The organism is Pseudomonas sp. GW822-FHT06B12 (assembly GCF_058799675.1).
This window is the reverse complement of record NZ_JBXALR010000003.1, coordinates 201929-220718: the sequence shown is the minus strand read 5'-3', so window position 1 is coordinate 220718 and position 18790 is coordinate 201929. Positions and strand designations below refer to the sequence as shown.

21 protein-coding genes and 2 tRNA genes are annotated in these 18790 nt (G+C 58.0%); 6 read left to right on the top strand and 17 right to left on the bottom strand.

Annotation, left to right across the window (positions count from 1 at the left end; translation table 11 throughout):
• Nucleotides 1–74 precede the first annotated feature (74 nt).
• From AC1RKH_RS08445 to AC1RKH_RS08435, 3 genes are read right to left on the bottom strand one after another with little or no spacing between them, the layout of a single operon-like run.
• Nucleotides 75–785 (bottom strand): ABC transporter permease, encoded by a 711-nt coding sequence (locus tag AC1RKH_RS08445; protein WP_493061405.1) that lies wholly within the window; start codon nt 783–785, stop codon nt 75–77.
• A complete protein-coding gene (locus AC1RKH_RS08440) occupies nt 782–1510 on the bottom strand; it encodes an ABC transporter permease (RefSeq protein WP_493061404.1) in 729 nt (242 codons plus the stop codon). Before AC1RKH_RS08440 ends, AC1RKH_RS08445 begins: the two co-directional genes overlap by 4 nt.
• A gap of 57 nt (nt 1511–1567) precedes the next feature.
• Nucleotides 1568–2347 (bottom strand): transporter substrate-binding domain-containing protein, encoded by a 780-nt coding sequence (locus AC1RKH_RS08435; protein ID WP_123423214.1) that lies wholly within the window; start codon nt 2345–2347, stop codon nt 1568–1570.
• Between the two features lie 570 nt (nt 2348–2917).
• Here AC1RKH_RS08435 and AC1RKH_RS08430 point away from each other — a divergent pair.
• The 4 genes from AC1RKH_RS08430 (at nt 2918) to AC1RKH_RS08415 (ending at nt 5594) form a co-directional block, all read left to right on the top strand.
• Nucleotides 2918–3211, top strand: a complete 294-nt coding sequence (locus tag AC1RKH_RS08430) for a hypothetical protein (protein WP_493061403.1) — start codon at nt 2918–2920, stop codon at nt 3209–3211.
• Nucleotides 3212–3314: 103 nt separating this feature from the next.
• On the top strand, nt 3315–4556 hold the full coding sequence (locus AC1RKH_RS08425; protein ID WP_493061402.1) for a type II and III secretion system protein family protein: 1242 nt from the start codon (nt 3315–3317) through the stop codon (nt 4554–4556).
• Between the two features lie 35 nt (nt 4557–4591).
• On the top strand, nt 4592–5302 hold the full coding sequence (locus tag AC1RKH_RS08420; protein WP_493061401.1) for a tetratricopeptide repeat protein: 711 nt from the start codon (nt 4592–4594) through the stop codon (nt 5300–5302).
• Nucleotides 5303–5321: 19 nt separating this feature from the next.
• On the top strand, nt 5322–5594 hold the full coding sequence (locus AC1RKH_RS08415) for a DUF3613 domain-containing protein (RefSeq protein ID WP_103317710.1): 273 nt from the start codon (nt 5322–5324) through the stop codon (nt 5592–5594).
• 198 nt (nt 5595–5792) lie between these two features.
• Here the strand turns inward: AC1RKH_RS08415 and AC1RKH_RS08410 are convergent, their stop codons facing one another.
• The 12 genes from AC1RKH_RS08410 to AC1RKH_RS08355 form a co-directional block, all read right to left on the bottom strand.
• The gene (locus tag AC1RKH_RS08410) at nt 5793–6755 is read right to left on the bottom strand and encodes a type II secretion system F family protein (protein WP_493061400.1); all 963 of its coding nucleotides are present in this window, start codon (nt 6753–6755) and stop codon (nt 5793–5795) included.
• Nucleotides 6756–6784: 29 nt separating this feature from the next.
• The gene (locus AC1RKH_RS08405; protein ID WP_493061399.1) at nt 6785–7771 is read right to left on the bottom strand and encodes a type II secretion system F family protein; all 987 of its coding nucleotides are present in this window, start codon (nt 7769–7771) and stop codon (nt 6785–6787) included.
• Nucleotides 7768–9210: a TadA family conjugal transfer-associated ATPase gene (locus tag AC1RKH_RS08400; RefSeq protein ID WP_493061398.1), complete on the bottom strand. Its 1443-nt coding sequence runs from the start codon at nt 9208–9210 to the stop codon at nt 7768–7770. Before AC1RKH_RS08400 ends, AC1RKH_RS08405 begins: the two co-directional genes overlap by 4 nt.
• A gap of 3 nt (nt 9211–9213) precedes the next feature.
• Nucleotides 9214–10437 carry an AAA family ATPase gene (locus tag AC1RKH_RS08395; protein WP_493061397.1) on the bottom strand — a complete coding sequence of 408 codons (1224 nt, stop codon included), beginning with the start codon at nt 10435–10437 and terminating at the stop codon, nt 9214–9216.
• Nucleotides 10431–10925, bottom strand: coding sequence for a TadE/TadG family type IV pilus assembly protein (locus AC1RKH_RS08390; RefSeq protein WP_493061396.1), 495 nt, complete (start codon nt 10923–10925; stop codon nt 10431–10433). Before AC1RKH_RS08390 ends, AC1RKH_RS08395 begins: the two co-directional genes overlap by 7 nt.
• A complete protein-coding gene (locus AC1RKH_RS08385; protein ID WP_493061395.1) occupies nt 10925–11419 on the bottom strand; it encodes a TadE/TadG family type IV pilus assembly protein in 495 nt (164 codons plus the stop codon). The genes AC1RKH_RS08390 and AC1RKH_RS08385 overlap by 1 nt, the downstream gene beginning before the upstream one ends.
• 8 nt (nt 11420–11427) lie before the next feature.
• Complete coding sequence (locus AC1RKH_RS08380) at nt 11428–12762, bottom strand: pilus assembly protein TadG-related protein (RefSeq protein WP_493061394.1); 1335 nt, start codon at nt 12760–12762, stop codon at nt 11428–11430.
• A gap of 75 nt (nt 12763–12837) precedes the next feature.
• Nucleotides 12838–13656, bottom strand: coding sequence for a Flp pilus assembly protein CpaB (cpaB, locus tag AC1RKH_RS08375; RefSeq protein WP_493061393.1), 819 nt, complete (start codon nt 13654–13656; stop codon nt 12838–12840).
• 15 nt (nt 13657–13671) lie between these two features.
• Nucleotides 13672–15006, bottom strand: coding sequence for a DUF8689 domain-containing protein (locus tag AC1RKH_RS08370; protein ID WP_493061392.1), 1335 nt, complete (start codon nt 15004–15006; stop codon nt 13672–13674).
• Nucleotides 15007–15008: 2 nt separating this feature from the next.
• The gene (locus AC1RKH_RS08365) at nt 15009–15539 is read right to left on the bottom strand and encodes an A24 family peptidase (protein WP_493061391.1); all 531 of its coding nucleotides are present in this window, start codon (nt 15537–15539) and stop codon (nt 15009–15011) included.
• Between the two features lie 30 nt (nt 15540–15569).
• Nucleotides 15570–15770: a Flp family type IVb pilin gene (locus AC1RKH_RS08360; RefSeq protein WP_103317729.1), complete on the bottom strand. Its 201-nt coding sequence runs from the start codon at nt 15768–15770 to the stop codon at nt 15570–15572.
• Nucleotides 15771–15926: 156 nt separating this feature from the next.
• Nucleotides 15927–16127, bottom strand: coding sequence for a Flp family type IVb pilin (locus tag AC1RKH_RS08355; RefSeq protein WP_493061390.1), 201 nt, complete (start codon nt 16125–16127; stop codon nt 15927–15929).
• Nucleotides 16128–16559: 432 nt separating this feature from the next.
• Between AC1RKH_RS08355 and AC1RKH_RS08350 the strand changes: the two genes are divergently transcribed.
• On the top strand, nt 16560–17423 hold the full coding sequence (locus AC1RKH_RS08350) for a helix-turn-helix transcriptional regulator (RefSeq protein ID WP_493061389.1): 864 nt from the start codon (nt 16560–16562) through the stop codon (nt 17421–17423).
• 58 nt (nt 17424–17481) lie between these two features.
• On the opposite strand, the gene AC1RKH_RS08345 is transcribed toward AC1RKH_RS08350, so the two are convergent.
• Together AC1RKH_RS08345 and AC1RKH_RS08340 are read right to left on the bottom strand one after the other, a co-directional pair.
• Nucleotides 17482–17557 (bottom strand) — tRNA-Gly (locus tag AC1RKH_RS08345).
• A 2-nt stretch (nt 17558–17559) separates the two neighbouring features.
• Nucleotides 17560–17635 (bottom strand) — tRNA-Glu (locus tag AC1RKH_RS08340).
• Between the two features lie 370 nt (nt 17636–18005).
• Between AC1RKH_RS08340 and AC1RKH_RS08335 the strand changes: the two genes are divergently transcribed.
• Nucleotides 18006–18764, top strand: a complete 759-nt coding sequence (locus AC1RKH_RS08335) for a hypothetical protein (protein ID WP_493063620.1) — start codon at nt 18006–18008, stop codon at nt 18762–18764.
• Nucleotides 18765–18790 lie beyond the last annotated feature (26 nt).

Below are 18790 nucleotides of genomic sequence, written 5' to 3'. Positions count from 1 at the left end.
CGCAATCATCCTCTAAGGGAAAATGGGTCGCCGCTGCGTAGACGTCGCAAGCGGCGACAAAGCCCGTGGCCTGATTAGTGAGCCGGGCCAAGAAAGGCCAGCCAACGACGTTCGGCAATGCGGAACAGACCGACCAGCGCAAAGGTGACCAACAGGTAAATCAGCGCGGTAATACCGAACGATTGAAAGGTCAAAAAGGTCGCCGAGTTGGCATCCCGCGCCACTTTCAAAATGTCCGGGACGGTGGCGGTGAAGGCCACGGTGGTCGAGTGCAGCATGAGGATCACTTCGTTGCTGTAGTACGGCAGCGAGCGACGCAGGGCCGACGGCATGATCACGTAGGCATAGAGCTTCCAGCCCGTCAGACCGTAGGCTTTTGCGGCTTCGACTTCGCCGTGGTTCATGCTGCGAATCGCCCCGGCGAAAATCTCTGTGGTGTAGGCGCAGGTGTTCAAGGCAAACGCGAGGATGGTGCAGTTCATCGCATCGCGAAAGAACGCATCGAGCACCGGTTGTGCACGGACCGCGGCCAGGCTGTAGATCCCGGTGTAGCAAATCAACAGTTGGATATACAGCGGCGTGCCGCGAAACAGGTAGGTGTAGAACTGCACCGGCCAGCGCACGTAGAGCCTGCTGGAAACCCGGGCAATGGACAGCGGAACCGACACCAGGAAACCGATGAAAATCGAGGCGCTGAGCAACCACAGGGTCATGGCCAGGCCGGTGATGTGGTAGCCGTCGCTATAGAGGAAGGGCTTCCAGTAGTCCTGCAGTAATTCGATCATCGTACAGCCTCCCGGGAACCTGCCGCGTAATGCCGTTCGAGCCAGCGCAGGACATAGTTCGACGCGCTGGTGATCACCAGGTAGATCAGCGCGGCCAACACCAGAAAAAAGAACAGTTGATAGGAGCTTTTACCGGCGTCCTGAGCGGCCTTGACCAGGTCAGCGAGGCCGATGATCGACACCAGCGCGGTGGCCTTGAGGATCACCATCCAGTTGTTACCGATGCCTGGCAGGGCAAAGCGCATCATTTGCGGGAACACCACGTAGCGAAAGCGCTGAGCACGGCTCAAGCCGTAGGCCGTGGCCGCTTCCATCTGCCCACGAGGCACCGCGAGGATCGCGCCGCGAAAGGTCTCGGTGAAGTACGCGCCGTAGATGAAACCCAGGGTGATGATCCCGGCGGCGAACGGATTGATCTCGATGTATTCCCAGCCCAGCGCCTCGGTGAAACTGGTCAACCAGGTTTGCAAGCTGTAGAAAATCAGCAGCATCAGCACCAGGTCCGGCACGCCGCGAATCAGCGTGGTGTAGAGCTGGGCCGGAATCCGCAACAGTTTGACGCTGGACAGTTTGGCACTGGCGCCGATCAGGCCGAGCAGAACGCTCAACAACAGCGACAGTATCGATAACTTGACGGTCATCCAGGAGCCTTCCAGCAACAGAGGGCCGAACCCCTTCAAGCTGAATCCGGAGAGCCCGAGTGTCTGCAAAAGTGCTTCGAACATAATTCAGGAACCTATAGCGATAAAAAAGCGCCCGTCCCTAGGACGGGCACCGGGGCCTTACTTGCCGCTGTAGAGACTCAGATCACCGAAGTGTTTCTTCTGGATCGAGTCGTAGGTGCCGTCATCGTGGATCGCCTTGATGCCTTTATCGAGAAGGGCCTTGAGCTCGGTGTTGCCTTTGGCGATACCCACCGCTGTTTTAGCGGGCAACAACTCGCTGTCGATCGGTTGGCTGACCTCGAAATCAGCCCCTTGCGGCGACTTCAAAAAGCTCAGCTTGGCTTGCAGCATGTCCTGGATCGTGGCGTCGAGGCGACCGGACATCAAGTCAGCGTAAACCTGGTCCTGGTTGGCGTAGGCCTTGGTTTCTACCCCGGCCTTGTCCAGTACGGCCTTGGCGTAGGCTTCCTGGATGGTGCCTTGCTCGTAGCCGACTTTTTTGCCCTTGAGCGAGGCCACGTCTGAAACGCTGGAGCCTTTCTTGTAGACCAGCGCGGTCGGGCCGGAGAACAGTTCGCTGGAGAAGTCGATGACTTTCTCACGGGCCGGAGTCACGGTCATGGAAGAGATCACGCCGTCGAACTTGTTGGCCTTCAAGCCTGGAATCGTGCCGTCGAAATCGCTCTCGACCCATTTGCACTTGACCTTCAGCTCGGCGCAAATCGCGTTACCCAGATCGATATCGAAGCCCACCAGGCTACCGTCAGCCGCTTTGGACTCGAACGGTGCGTAAGAAGGATCAACGCCAAAACGCAGCTCTTTGTACTCTTTGGCCGTGGCTACACCTGCGGCCATGCACAAGGTCAAAGCAGAAAGGGTCAGCAATGTTCTTTTCATTATTATCAATTCCTAAAACCACTACGGGCGCTTATGGCGCATGGGTGCTGTTACTGGAATGCGTGTGACGCTGTGAACCTGAACCAAAACCTCAAAGCAATGCTGCGCGTCAACGCCTGCCGGCGACTCCCACGCACACACATTTACTTGTACATACAAGCATATGCAATCAACCAGCCAACTCGCTGAACGGGAGCTGAAGAAAGCTTTTAAAGCAACAGGAAGGCCTCTGGAACGGGGCTTTGGCGATGACAAAAAAATTCTCGAGGGTTGTCGAGCAGCGTTCGCGACTGTTACCTGAGCCGCGTTTTGTGTCGTGTTGGTGCATCCGGTAACAATTTGAAAGGACGCATTACGTGCGGAAATACCCCGTCGCGGGGCCAGCTCGCAGGTGAGTGCACGATTCGAAAAATAGCAACGCGCGCACATTTTCACTGAGGTTTTTCTTCTAATTCATGGCGCTTTGCCTTGGTTGAACTACTTTCAAACAAGGAAAAGTTATACCGGCGTGAGTTGTCCACGTTTTGTTCAGCGATCAGATAGCGGATTGGCACAAGGAGTTACCTCACCATGATCCTGGCTGGCGTTTTTCTGCTTTGTGCCTTGATTGCCGGTTACTTATTGGGGGAACCGCGTCGGCTGACAGTGCTGTCTATAGCCACTGCTGCTGTCGAGCCTGTGCCTATTGCTCTGGTCGGTAGCCTGTCCGAGCCAGACAAGGTTGGCAAAAAAACCTCGCGTGTCCTGAGCCCAGGTATCTGGATCACTGACGACAGTTTTAGCGTAGGTCGCTCGCCGGTCATCAAGACCTGCGTATTGCGCCTGCTCGCGCGCAGCACCAAGGAATATTGCCGGGACCATTAATGGTTAGTGGTCTGGCGAAGTGGAGGGCCGACCCGGGCCCCTTGAAGCGATCCAAGGCAACCAGGTCAGCCCGTAGATGGCCTATTCAGCGAGGATGCACTTAATGAGCTATCGTACCGTGCCCGCTTTCAAACGAATTATCCATGGTCTGTTGTGGATGGGCCTTGGAGTGGACGCGGCTCAGGCCGCGGCGAACAATTGCTCGCAACTGGCAAATCTGCCCGCCGTGTTCGAGGTCGGTCAGGGACTTCAGGATGAGTTGCGCATGCCGGTCCCGATCAAGCAGTTGGCCGTCGGCGACCCGAAAGTTGCCGATGTGCAAACCAGTAGCAGCAACTCCTTCATACTCACGGGTGTAGCTCCCGGCGCCACCAGCCTGATGGTCTGGACCGCCTGTTCACCCACGCCGCGCCAAAGCATGGTATTCGTCAAGGGCAGGGCCACCGCAGCACTGACCAGCGTGTCGACGGTGCCTTCTGAAGACCCGCTGCTGCCGAGCCAGGTGCAGACCGATATTCGCTTCGTCGAAGTCAGCCGCACCAAGTTGAAAGAAGCCAGCACGTCGATCTTCGGCAAGAGCGGTAATTTTCTGTTCGGCTCGCCAGGGTCTGTACCCGGGGTGACTGTGACCCCCGGCCATATTGGTAATCTGGCGCCAAACATCCCGCTGAATAACGGCACGTTCAATATCGGCTTTGGCGGCGGTAATGTGCTGGGGATGATCAATGCGCTGGAAGGCAGTGGCTTTGCCTACACCCTGGCGCGGCCGAGCCTGGTGGCCCTCAGCGGACAGAGTGCGAGCTTCCTGGCCGGTGGTGAAGTGCCGATTCCGGTGCCCAGTTCAGGCAGCGACAACATCTCCATCGAGTACAAGGAATTCGGTGTCCGCCTGACCCTGACCCCGACCATCATCGGGAAAAATCGCATTGCCCTGAAGGTGGCACCCGAGGTCAGCGAGCTGGATTTCACCAAGGCCATACAGATCGCCGGCACCGTGGTCCCGGCATTTACCGTGCGCCGTACCGACACCAGCATTTCCCTGGCCGATGGCGAAAGTTTCGTCATCAGCGGTCTGATCAGCACCAGCAACAGCTCCCAGGTGAACAAGTTTCCGGGGCTGGGCGATATCCCGATTCTCGGCGCGTTCTTCCGCAATAACTCCATCAACCGTGAAGAGCGCGAACTGTTGATGATCGTCACTCCGCACCTGGTTCAACCGCTGGCGGTCAACGCACAACTGCCGACATTGCCTGGCGAACAGCTGCGCAATTACGACCCGAACTTCTACCGCATGTACTTCCTCGACAGCGGCGACTTCGACAGTCGCATGGGACTCTCGCAATGAGCCCGTTTCAACGTGTTGTAGCCAGAGGACACTCAATGAAAGCGGTCATAGCAATAGCAGCGACAGTGATGCTCGCAGGTTGTGCCACCAATGGCCTGTCTTCGCGACCGAGTAGCTGCGCGAGTCCAGGTTCCGATCAACAGTTGTCCCTGAACCTGGCCGACGACATGACCAACGATGGCCGTTTGTATGCCAGCCTGGCGAATCTGGAGGGGTTGCCCGAAGACCTGCCGCAGGTTCGCCTGCGCAAGGCTCGAGTCCTGCGCCTGCTGGGTCGTAACGAGGCCGAACCGTTGTACAAGAGCCTGCTCGGCACGTGTATGGCCGCTGAAGGCGAGCATGGCCTGGGCCAGTTGGCCGCGGCCAGAAATGATAATGCGGCCGCCGCGGATCACCTTGAGCGTGCGATGAGGATGGCCCCTACCGACGATAAAATCCGCAATGACCTGGGGGTCGTCTACCTCAATCAGCGTCGGATCAATGAAGCACGCTTTCAGTTTATGACCGCCATGGAGCTCAAGCAGTCGGATTCACTGGCGGCACTCAATCTGGTGACACTGCTGATCTATCAGGACAACTGGAAGCAGGCTGCCGAACTCGCAAACCGCGCCAGCCTGAGCTCCAAGCAAGTCTCGGATGCTCAAGCTCGCGCGGAAAGACTCAAGGCCCCGGCCAAAAAAGTGGTGGCTACCGAGGGTAAAGGCATGACAGAGGTAGTCGATGCCTCAGCCAATGCGATCAAGTAGACAAAACGAGGAGTCGCAAATGAATACCAAGAGGCTGTTGATAGTGTGCATGGCTTGCCTGTCCACGACCGCCTGGGCTATTGAGCCAGGCCCCTCGTCGGTGCCGCAACAAGGCACCGAACAATGGATGCAACTACAGATTCGCGGCGTAGTGGCTTCCCCTCGACTACAAAGCGTTTCGGCCACCGAACGTGATCTGTCCATGCAACGCTGGCTGGATAGCTTCACCCACCCGATTCCTGAACATTTTGACCAGAAGGCATCGGGAAGCATGAGCAACGGCGGTAAATAAGACACGTCAGAGGCCGATCAGCCTCTGGCGTAGCCCAGAGATACCTGGCGAGAGCGCCGGGGCCAATAACGTGCGTGGGTAAAAGTGTAAAGGGATAAAAAAAGTGGATCAGGCACCGGGCCTGACCCACATAAGACTTGCTCCACCCTGTGCTCCGAAAGGAGCCGCCATCCTGCTCGGCAGCCCCTCCCTCTTATCTCACCCGAATGCTTTGAGCACCCCGATCAAAGCCGGCCCAATAGCGACCAGGAAGAAGCTCGGCCACAGACAGAAGATCAACGGGAATATCAGCTTGGTACCAATTTTCGCCCCCATCTCTTCGGCTGCCTGCGTACGCCGGTCGCGGAACTCATCAGCATAGATTCGCAGAGTATCGGCCACACTGGTACCGAAGCGGATGCTCTGCCCCAGCAGGCTGACCAACCCTTGCACGTCTTCCAGCCCGGTGCGCACGGCCAATTGTTTTAGCGCCTCGGTACTGGTAATCCCGGCGCGGATTTGCGCATTGACCAACGCCAGTTCCTCCGCCAGCTCGACCTGACTGACCGACATCTCTTCAGCCACCCGTTCGATGGTCGTGGGCAAGGCCAGCCCCGATTCCACGCAGACCACCATCAGATCCAGGGCATCCGGAAACGCGACACGCAGCCGGGTCTGACGTAGCTGTTTGCGCTTGCCGATATACATCGCTGGCAGCAGCCAACCGACAGCGGCCGCCATGAGCACCAGCAGCAGGCCCAGAGGCAGAGAAAGTCGGGGAATCAGCGGCAAAACCAGCAACGAAATGCCGACCAATATCAGCGGCAACAGCAAGCGCACCGCCCAGTACATCTGCACCGCCGAAGACGAGCGGTACCCTGCGTGCATCAACAGCAGCTGGGTTTCGGATGCCTGAGCGGTTTCGGCGGAGCCAAAACGCTGGCCGACGCGCTCCAGCAACAGTTGCAGATTACCCGGCGCGTCCGGCCCCCCTGCACTCCCGTATTGCCCCCGCTTGATCAGCGCAAGACGACGCTGCATCGGGTCCTGAAGCCCCAACACCAGTAATACCACGGTGACGACCGCAAGCACCGTACTCACCCCTATCGCACTGACGAACAACAGGCGCGCCAGCGCCTCATTACCCGTCACCCGACCCAACAACCCGAGCAAATAGTCCATGACCTGCACCTCCACGTAGCGAATACCGCTTAAACCTGAATCCGGATGATTTTTCGAATCCAGACAATCCCGACCAACATCGCGCAGAAAGCCCCGATGATCAGCTTGTGGCCGAGTGGATCATTGGTCAGCACAGGCAGGTAGCTGGGAGTCGTGATCAGGATCGCCGCCGCCAGCACGAAGGGAATTGACACCAGCACCCAGGCCGACATTCGCCCTTCAGCTGACAGAGTCTTAATCTTGCGCTGAAAGCGGAAGCGCCCCCGAATCAAGCGACTCAAACGCTCGAGCACCTCGGTCAGATTGCCGCCGGTTTCACGATGGATGAGGATCGACGTCACCAGCATCATCACCGTCATACTCGGCATGCGCTCCAGCAGGCCAAGCATGGCCCGGCGCACATCATTGCCATAGTTGATATCGGCGAAGGTCAGACCGAACTCATGCGCCACCGGCCCCTTGTGCTCCTCGGCCACCAGACGCAGGGTTTCGTTGAATGGATGCCCGGCGCGCAAGGCCCGGCACATGGCATCCAGCGCATCCGGCAAACCTTCCTCAAACTCGGCAAAGCGTTTGTTGCGGTCACGGAGGATTTTCAGCAGCGGCAGCCAAGCCACCGCAAAGGCCACCGCCAACGCCATCCACCAGAGTGACGAGAGCAAGAAGACCAGGGCTCCTGCACCAACTCCCATGGCGATCCCGAGGAACAGCACCCGATAGGCCCGATATTCGTGCCCCGACTGCTCGATCAGCTGTGTCAGGCTCGCCATAAACGGCAGTTGCTCAAGCCAGGCTTCCAATGGCGACAAGCGTGTCAGGTATTTCTGCCGCAGCACGGTTTGCATGTTGGGCAAATTGTTGGCTCTCTCCAGCACATGCAGGCGGCCGCGAATACGCTTGCGCATCTTGCCCGCCTCGCCGAACACCGGCACCACCACGCCCTGGGACAGGAGGAAGACGGCGATAAACACCATACCGAGAAAGACCAGAATGAATTCACCGGATATATGGTTCATGACTGCCGTCCCTCCATCCATTCAGGCCTGAACAAGGTCAGGGGCAACTCGATACCACGTTTGGCCAACACGTCGCGAAAGGACGGGATCATGCCGCTGGGCCGGTAATCACCGAGCACTTCACCGTGTTCGCCCATGCCACTGCGTGCAAACGAGAAGATTTCGGTCATGGTGATGATCTCGCCCTCCATGCCGTTGATCTCCTGCACGCTGACCAGGCGCCGCTTGCCGTCCTCCTGACGTTCCAGCTGGATCACCACATCAATGGCCGAAGCGATCTGCTGACGCATGGCCTTGATCGGGAAAGTGGCACCAGTCATCGACACCATGTTCTCGATTCGCCCCAATGCATCGCGCGCGGTATTGGCGTGGATCGTGGTCAACGAGCCGTCGTGGCCGGTGTTCATGGCCGTCAGCATGTCCAGCGCCTCGGCGCCCCGTACTTCGCCGATCACAATGCGGTCCGGGCGCATCCGCAGACTGTTACGCACCAATTCGCGCTGGCTCACCTCGCCACGCCCCTCGATGTTCGAAGGACGGGTTTCCAGGCGCACCACATGGGGCTGCTGCAGTTGCAGTTCAGCCGAATCTTCGATGGTGACGATTCGTTCGTTTTGCGGAATGAAACTGGACAGCACATTGAGCATGGTGGTCTTGCCGCTGCCGGTGCCGCCGGAGATCAATACGTTCAAGCGTCCGCGAACAATCGCCTTGAGCAGCAAAGCAATGGCCGGGGTCAAAGTACCGACCTGGATCAGGCTATCGGTATTGAGCAGGTCCACGGCAAAACGACGGATCGACACGCTCGGCCCGTCGATGGCCAGCGGCGGAATAATCGCGTTGACCCGCGAACCGTCCTTGAGCCGGGCGTCCACCAACGGCGAGGACTCATCGATGCGCCGCCCCAGACTGGAAACGATGCGGTCGATGATGTTGAGCAAATGCTGATCGTCACGAAAGCGCACATCGGTCCTCTGCAACTTGCCGAAACGTTCGACATACACCGAAGCAAAGCCGTTGACCAGAATGTCAGACACGGTGTGATCCGCCAGTAACGGCTCCAGTGGGCCAAGGCCCAGCACCTCATCGGTGATCTGCTTGATGATCAACTGACGGCTGACCGAACTCACGGGGGCTGAATGCTCATCCAGCAAGCGCTGGCAAATCTCGCGAATCTGCCGCGTGGCCTCGGCCTGCTCAAGGGAATCGAGCAAGGACAGGTCCATGACCTTGAGCAACTGCTGGTAGATTTTCTCCCGCCACTCGGCCTCCACCGGGGTGACCTGGCTCCGGGTCTCGTAAATGACGTCCGGAACCGAACGTTCCCACGCCATCAATTCCTCTGCCGGGTCCAGCAGGTCGTCGCCCGGCTGACCAGACAATGATGCGGCGGGTTTAGCGGACTGTTTGCGCAAGCGGTTACGAAAGTCGCTGATCATGGGTTATCCCCCGAAAAAACGGTTGAAGGCACGTTTGAACAAGCCTTTGTTCCCGGTCATCTGGTGACCGACCAACGCCTCGGACATCTGCCGTACGGCGACGGTGATCGGAGCCCGCGGTGCTTGCACCCCCAACGGCACGCCAGAGTTCTGACTCTGGCTGACCAGGTTGAAGTCGTTGGGTAATTTCAACAAATTCGCGCAACGCAACGCCTCGCCGATATCCTTGAGGCTGATGGCTGCCGCCTTGTCATAGCGGTTGACCACTACCTGCAATTGATCCCCGCGCACGCCCAGGTCCTCGCGAAGAATCCGCGTCAGGGAGCTGGCATCCCGAAGATGGCTGACGCTCTGCTGCACCACGACGTACACTCGATCCGCCTGCTCCAGTACAGAACCTGTGAGGTGGTCGATTTGCCGCGGCAGATCGACCACCACCCAGTCATAACTGGCACGGGCCAACTGCAACAGTCTGTCAAGTTGCTCGGGCTGGGCATCCTGCGGCAGGCACAGCTCGCCGGCCCGGCCACCGAGCACATGCAAGGTCGGGCTGAAGTGGCTGCAAAAACCGCGCAACGCGACGCTGTCCATGTCCTCGACCTGCTGCAACACCTCCAGATGGCTGTGCGACTGCGCCACATCGAGGTAATGCGTCACGCTGCCGAATTGCAGGTCCATGTCCAAAAGCAGGGTGTTGCCGCCCTTGACGCTGAGCTGGTGAGCCAGGTTACAGGCCAGCAAGGTACTGCCGGAGCCGCCCTTGGCGCCCATCACGGCAATCAGCTTCCCTTCCGCCCCACTGTTGACCCGGACCTCTGTGACCAGACGACTCAAGGCTGAAACCAGTTCCGTCTCGGCTATCGGTTCCGGCAAGACATCACGGGCGCCGGCCTGCATCGCCAGGCGCATGGCTTCCTGCTCGTTCAACAGGCCGCACACCAACAGCGGCGGACGCTCATGGGCCGGATGCTGTAACAGTGCCGCCAGCTCCTCACGCCATAGATGGCTGACACGCACCAACAACAGATCGGGCATCCGCTCCAGACCATAAAGCGGGTCGACATGCCCATTGCTCACCAGGCGCGTGCTCACCTCCAGGCTCGGCATGCGCTGGCAAACGCTTTGCAGATCACGCAGTGCCGTGGCATCACGGCTGCTGATCAGCAATCGCAGCCCGGGCTTGCCGGTCGTCGCGGTGCTTAACGATGTTTCCTTTATATTCAGCATGGAGTGACCTCCCCTGACTCGGAATGATGCCCAAGGCTTTCGCGTGGCAAGGTCGCCCTGAAGACCGGCAGGGTAATCGGCACGCCAAACCCGGGGATAAACAGATTGAAAACGTAGCTTTGCAGGCTCACCTGGACATAACGGATGGCACGAAATCCCGTGGCGCTGACGGTGTCGGTGGGGTTCGTCACCACTGCACCGTTCGCGTCCAGGTAGGTCAGCGTCAGGTTGCCAGTGCCCAGATTGGTGATCAGCTGGCTGGTGCCGGTGTTGCCCGCGGGATTGAAGATCGCCCGCTGCAACACGATCGGATCGCTGATATTGCACACCGCCGCCAGGCGCGCACCGCGCCGCACGGATTCATCGAGGGCATTCACCGTGAAGTACAGGCGGCCCATTTCCAGCACGCCGAACAACAGAATGAACACCAGCAAGCCGATGAAGGCGAACTCCACCGCATAGACGCCGCGCATATGTTTGCGATTCATCACAGAACCCTCATGACGGTTGTGGCGACCAGCGGAACACTCAGCACAATCGGATTACCAAAGAGCCCAGTAATCGAGCCGGTACAATTGCCGCCGCCAATCACCGGGCAGAAGGTATAGGTGATGGTAACCTTCACATGGTCGGGTTGGAGGGGGTTGGTGCCCACCGCGGTGACAGCCACGTTAGCGGTCGTCAACCCTGATACCACTGCGGTACCGGTGTTGGAAGGCACGCCATAGACCGCCACGTTTTTTGTCTGGGTCTGCAACGTGCTGCTCAGAGCGACAGCGCCGAGCGTCGAGTTCCAGGCCTGGCTGGCAACGTAACGGCCGGCATCACGGCTGGCCTGTAACAGGGTGTTGTACTGAAAGAGCATTCGACCGAACTCGCCGAGGGCCAGCAACAGCAGCAGCAACAACGGCAGGACGATGGTGAATTCCACCAATGCCATTCCTCGCTGGCCCTGCGGTTGTTTAAAAGCGCGAAGTTCCATGACGCCTCCTACGAGTCAGAGCTCGGAGTGCCGCTGCCATTGATATAGGTTTTGTAGAGCTGAATGATCCGTGGGCCGGCATCACCCGAAGGATTGGGACCCGGCACGTTGTCGCCTGTACACTCCTGCACGAACTGCCCGAAGATCTCCGAGGTACTACCCGTGCTACCGGCCGGCTGCACCACGAAATAGCAGCCAAAACCCAGGACCGGAATCGAGGTCGCGCCATTATTTTGCCCGGTGCAGTTGCCAATCACGACTTTCAGCATCCGTCGTTCGTAGACTCCTGGGTTCTGGCAACCCGTGCCTGAGCCGGCAATACACGCCGCGGAGCTCGCCAGCCAGTCGTTGTAGCCAAGCACCGCGTTGCCGCCAGCAGTGAGTGTGCCGTTGTTCGAAATGATGGTCTGGCCCTTGTATTGCAGTGTGCCTGAGCTGTTGGTGATCACTGGCGTGCTGTAGCTGACGATCAGGTCTGGCGGATAATCCGCGATTTTGAGCCCTCCACTGTACTGACCGAAACGGGTATTCAAACCTTGGGACACCGGGCCGACGTTGTTGCCCGGTTTGGTCGTGACATTTTGCCCGACGCTGCGGCATACCGAGCCGCCTCCAGCCAGGTCGTCCCTGACCGTGCTGCCGCCCGAGCCAAAATCGAGTAGTTGAAAATTGCCTGGGCCAATGGCGGATGTAGTACCAGAACCCGTTTTCAAATCCTGCAAATCGCCAAAGTGATAGCCCCAGAACACCCCGGTGCTCGGGTTGTATTGAGTCGGGTTACCACAGACCATCAATGGCGCGAGATCACAGGGGCTGGTGGGGCTGGGTCCGGCGGTAGCCATCGCCGCCACCGCCTTGTTGCCCAGACCGGCAGTGCCCAATGACTGGACGAAACTCCAGAAAAAACCGGTCAGGCGATAGCTTGGTACCGTCACCCGAACGTAAGTGGCATTCGCCGGCCCTGGATAAGAGAACGGTCCGTAGACGTTGCTGGCCAGTTCCACCACCGCGAAGGTGCCCGCGCTGTTGGCGATGGCCGTTGCCAGTTCGGTGTTGCCCGTGGCATTGGCATTGAGCGTCAGCGTATTCAGTGCGGCAGTGCGCGTTGTACTGGCAATACTGGTACCGCCGGTGACCTGACTCAGGGTTTTGGCGCCGCTCAGGGCCGCGGCGTCCACCGCATTTTGCAGGCGGGTCTTGTTCAGCAGCATGTGGCTGCCATCCAGCGCCAATGCCGCCATCATGGTAATCGCCGCCAACGCGATCACCATCAGTACGGTCACCGATCCCCGCTGGCGCCTTGGCGTTACCGGAAACGGCCGTTGAATTCGAGAATTCATCATCAAGCCCTCATTTACCGATACGGACCCGGATCGGCTCCGCCACTACATAGGTGCCCAGGAAACTATGGCGCTCTGTCAGCGCACATTGACGACATGGGCTTCGATGCCACGGATAACGGTGACAGCCCCGCCGCCACTGGCGCTCCGGTGCACTACGCGTCTTGGCGCAGTTTCGGTGGCCATCGCGATGACCTGTGTAACAGGCGCAGGCGCAGCAGGCGCGGCGGTCGGTTTTTTCGTGAGGTTCAGCGGATTGCGCAGCGCCAGTTGCAACTTCCCTTCCGTCTGCGCCGTGACCAGTGCTTCCGCCTCAGTGGCCGTCATCTCCAGTGTCACTGCGCGCACCACCACCGGTTGGGTCTTGTCAGTACCCGCCGTCTGATCCACCGCCAATACTCGCAAGTTCTCGAGGATGGTTCTGGAGACAGCGTTGTTACCGCCGGCACTCGTGGTTTTGGTTGCCAGTACATCGACCCGGTTACCCGGTAACAGGAACCCGCCGACACCGACCACATCATCCACCCGTACCGAAATGGCGCGTTTGTCGGGGGCAATCAGCGAGGCCAGGGTGCTGCCCCCCAGGTGCTCACTCAGGCGAGCGCCGCGCACAATATCGCCCCGCAGGATGTCGAACGTGGCGATCTTGCCCACCGCCTTGTCGCTGGAATCGAAGGCATCGTCCGGGATCGTATCCATGGGCATGCGCACGGTCGTGACCTGCTGGGCCTCGACCAACTGCCCGAAAGGAATCTCGACCGTGGCGACTACCACGCTTCGAAGGTGATCATCCGGGCTGGCATTGAGCCGTGCGCTCAGCCAGGAATTGGCCATCCACGCGGCGCCGAGGCCCATGACCAACGAAATACCAATCAGCGTTGCAGTACGAGAGCTCATGTCTGTATCTCCTACTCAAAGAAAGTCGAGCTGGACGAAGTAGTTGTGCCACGCCCATTCAAGCTCCTGCGGCGATAGTGACCCGGAACCGCCCAGGTAGCGCTGACGATCGAGCGCCATGTTCAGGAGATCACGGGGGTGGCAAGGCACCAGGGGCATGCCTTCAATGGCGTAAAGTCTCTGCAGTACATAACGCACCAGCAGCGGGTCATAACGAATGCCCAGACGCTCGGACTCCTGCTGCCAGATCCGTTCGTACTCTTCGGGTTTCAGGTAACCGAATTGCAGCTTGTAGCCAATCCGGCGGAGAAAGGCTTCATCGGCCAACTCCAGGGGATTGAGGTTGGTGGAAAACACCAGAATCAGATCGAACGGCAGCTCGCAATGCCGCCCGCCCCCCAGGTTAAGGAAGTCGCGCTTCTCTTCCATCGGGACGATCCAGCGATTCAGCAGCTCGGCGGGGGCCATGCGCTGGCGCCCCATGTCGTCGATGATGAACAGGCCATTGCTGGCTTTGAGCTGCAAGGCGGCCTGGTACTGACGGGTGAAGGGGTCATAGCGAACGTCCAGCTGTTCCATGCTCAACTCACCACCGGTGATGACAATCGGGCGTTTGCAGCAAATCAGTCGACGGTCGATCCCTTCGTTGAGCATCAGATTTTTCTGTTGACTGCCATCATCCAGCCGCTGGTGTACCTGCGGGTCATAGATCTCGATCACCGACTCGTTGATCACGATGGCATGGGGTACCCAGATGGCCTCGGCGAACAGGCGGATCAGCCGACTGCTGACATAGGTCTTGCCGGTCCCCGCGGGGCCATAAATCATGATCGCGCGCCCGGAGTTCAGTGCCACACCCAACTGATCGAGCATCCCCTCCGAGAGCACTACGCCGTTAAGCGCCGTGTGCATATCGTGAGCGCTGATGCGTCCATGGTGAATGGTCTGCAGCTTAAGCAGGGAACGGTAGGCACTCACCGGGAACGGCGCCGCTCCGATATAGCCGCTACGCGACAGGGCATCACGGGCGGTACTGCGACCGCGTTCAGTCAGGCCATAACGCAGCGACTGCCCGCCTCCCGTTTGCGCGCCCATCTGCCCAAGTACTTCGACGCGACCATCCTTGCGCAGAAACACCAGGACCTCTTCCAATACGGCTCCGGTCAGCGCCAGGCGCTCTACCAGCCGCGACATGTCCAGCACGCCGGCATCGTACAAATGTTTGCACACCAACTCGCCGAGAAAACTGTCCGTCAGACCCGTCTCGCTGATAGTGCAAGGTTGGGGAGCCAGACGCTGCACCGCCTCTCGTTCATTGTGGCAGGTATCACTCTCGACAATGACGTGCATGGCTAACCTCCCAATCCACTGGCAAAGAGTTGCCAGGAAACGGCGTTTAAAGTACCGAGCAAAATGGCAACCGAATAAGGGAAAGGCTTCCCGGCCACCTCGTCTGAAGTTGGCGCCAGATAAGACTGCGCCCGCAGAATCAACCAATAGCGCCCCAGGGTCTGTAACAACTGACCGCGAACCAGCACTATCAGGAAACCGCACACGCCACCGGCGATCAGGCTGAAAAAAGCAGCCCATAACGCGTAATGGAACGGTAGGAAACTGCCGACCATGGCCATCAACTTAACGTCACCGGCAGCCATGCCACCCAAGGCGTACATGGGCAGGAACAGTGCAAAACAGATCAGGATGCCCAACAGGCTGTCACCCAATCCGCTCACCCCTCCTGAATACATCTGACCGGCCAATCCCAAGGCAAGTCCCAATAGGACCAGCGTGTTGGGAATACGGTGGCGAAGAAGATCGCTCACCACCGCCACGCCCAAAAGTCCTATTAGCAAAATGGTAGAAACCAGCAGTTCCGTGGACATGGCGTGCCTCCCTACCGTGAGTTTTTGTTGTCAGCAGGGAGTATTAGCAGCACTAGTAACCGCGCCGCACAGTGCCCTGATTTTGGTATCCACTGCGCCGCCCAAAGCAACAAACGCTGCGACAACAGCAATCGTAATCAAGCCACCTGCCACCGCATATTCCACAATGGTCAAGCCGTTTTCATCTTTGGAGAACTTCACTATCGAAGTTCTTATTGTTTGTAGAGTCATTTTGCGTACCTCACATCAGCGGTCATACCGTTCAGAACGTCCACTGGCAGGGACAGCGCGAAGTCCATTGATTTATCCGGTAGCTCTATCAGCAAAACAGTAGCAACCGGTTACTCCATGGACATCGCCATGTCCCCCCACCGTGAGTGTTTGTTGTCAGCAGGGAGTATTAGCAGCACTAGTAACCGCGCCGCACAGCGCCCTGATCTTGGTATTCACTGCCCCACCTAGAAGACCGAACGCTGCGACCGCAGCTATCGTAATCAGCCCACCGGCCACCGCGTATTCCACAATGGTCAGACCGTCTTCATCTTTGGCGAACTTCAGTACCGAAGCCTTGATAGTTTGCAGAGTCATTTTGCCCACCTCACTCGAATGTTGTTCTTCCGGGGAGCAGCACTTTTTGCACTGCTTGTAGCTACCTTAGTCAGGGCATCCCCTAGGGGGTTAGGAGGATTTTGCGCATCGCTAGGACTTTTTTGCGGGCACGGCCAACTAGCGAGTAGTGGCTGTCCGCAGAAGGAAAAGAAGGGAAAGGAAAGGCTCTAAACAAGGAACGGCGGGCAAAGGCCATTGCCCTTGATTCACAAGCGACGAACGGTTGATCGCAAATCCGCCGCCAACGCGCCAATAAATAACCGCCCGACACCGACTGACAAGCAAACCATAGAGCGCATAGAACTAAATTCGGTTTTTCTTATCAGGATTTAGTCTGCAAAGCGATATCACATTGACAATACTACTCAGCGGAGAGAGGCACGTAGAACCTCAGAAGCCAGAGCCAAACACATGACGTCAAACGTGATCAGGAAACCATCACTACTCTGGTTCGATCGGACCCACGATCGGTCCACCCCAGAACTCATGGCGCAGTTCGAGCACGCCTGCGACTGCAAACTGGTGAAAGACTCCGCATTTTCCAGCGGGATGCAGGCCGACATGATCTGCATCCATTTTGATCGCCCCGACACACCTGGCCTGAGGATGCTGCTGGAGATCAAACGCACCGCACCGGCTATTCCGATCACCATGTTCACCGTGCAGCACTCCGAAGAACTGGCCGTATGGGCGATGCGTTCCTGTGTCTGGGAATACATGGTGCTGCCCCTTTCAGCCTCCGAAAAGAATCGCTACCTGACGGCTGTCGTTCAGCTGCACGAGTTGCGCCGCAATATCAACGACCAACGCAAGACGTTGCTGATCGACCACTCACCGACCCTGCCGGACAGCATCCGGCTGACTTCAGGACACCAAAAACACCAGGCACTCAGCAATGTACTGCTGTACATCGATCAGCACTTTCGGGACAACATCGATCAGAGGGAATTGGCGAAGCGCTGCGGCATGACGACCTTTCGCTTCAGCCGCCTGTTCAAGGAAGCCTACGGACTCGGCTTCATGGATTACATTTTGAACAAACGGATGAGCTTCGCGAAGGAGTTGCTCAACAACAGCCAGATGCCTATTACCAGCATCGGCTATGAAGCCGGTTTCAAGGACCCTTCCTACTTCGCTCGTGCCTTCAAGCAGGTCACCAATTGCACTCCGAGCGAATTCCGCTTGGCGCACCAGCTTAGAGCGTCGGTAGTCGCTGAGTTGGATGAAACAACCGCCGAAGTGCTCGAGAGCCTGGTACATAGCCTCGGCGGCTGAGGTATTTTTTAACGCGCACACAAAAACTCCGCTCAATGAGCGGCGTTTTTGTTAAATATGGAGCGGGAAACGAGACTCGAACTCGCGACCCCGACCTTGGCAAGGTCGTGCTCTACCAACTGAGCTATTCCCGCATTGGCGTCCCCTAGGGGACTCGAACCCCTGTTACCGCCGTGAAAGGGCGGTGTCCTAGGCCACTAGACGAAGGGGACACACGTACAACATTCACTCCCTACCGCGTTTCGCTGTGTGCTTTACGCTGTAAGTGGCGCGCATTCTATGGATGGATTGAGGGGTCGTCAACCCCCAACTATAAATTTATTTAAATCAATGACTTCGCCGCCCTTTGAGGGGCAATTCGAGGTTTTCGCCCGACCAGGGTTTGACGCCTATATTCTGTCACTCGCCAAGACGCTATAGTCCTCACCAGCAGATGATGGCAATGTGCATCCATCCACACATTACCTATATAGACAGCGCACAGGCTCGATTCAACTCGTCGCGCCACCCTATGCGCTCTCTGGCTTAGCCACTACACTCGCACGCAAACCCTATAAAGAGGTCTTCACGGTGACACCACTCATGATCACCCTGCTAGTAATAGTCGGGATCGCAATATTGATCGCCATTGGCTACATGAACCATGTGGTGGAAAACAATAAACTGGAAAAGGCCCGCACCAAGGTCGAACTCAATGATCGATTGCGTCGCTGTGGCGAAATCACCGAGACCTTCCCAGGCCAGCTGATGACTCCGGCGCTCAAGCTGCTGCTGACGCGACTGGAACTCAACGTCTGCCAACGCCTGCTTAATCTGGATAAAGCCAATTCGGCGGCCAAAGCCCGCATTGACGAACTGAGTGCGCTGGTCGCACAAGGCGAATCGATTCCGGTCAACAACCCGCCGGCACCGATCCAGACCGAAGCCAAGGCCAAGGACGTACGCTTTTTGCTTGAAGCCTTGCATGGCCAGATCACTCGCGCGGCACAGGACGGTTTCCTGCCAGCCAACGAAGCCAAGCGCTGGATTCGTGAAGTTCGGCACATCCTGGTATTGCTGCACATCGAGTTCTTCAACAACCTCGGCCAACACGCGCTGCAACAAGAACAACCGGGGCAAGCCCGCCTGGCGTTCGAGCGTGGCGTGCAGTACTTGCGTAAACAGCAAGACCCGCAGGTTTACAGCGAACAGTTGCAGTACCTGGAAAAACTCCTGGCGCGCGCCAACTCCATGGTGCTGACCAACATTGCACCGGTGGAAGGTGAAGTTAACGAGTTGACCGAAGGCCTCAAAGACGTGGAAGCCGACGCTGACTGGAAAAAGAAGGCTATCTACGACTGATAGCGATGTTGTGCAAGGCCGCTCTA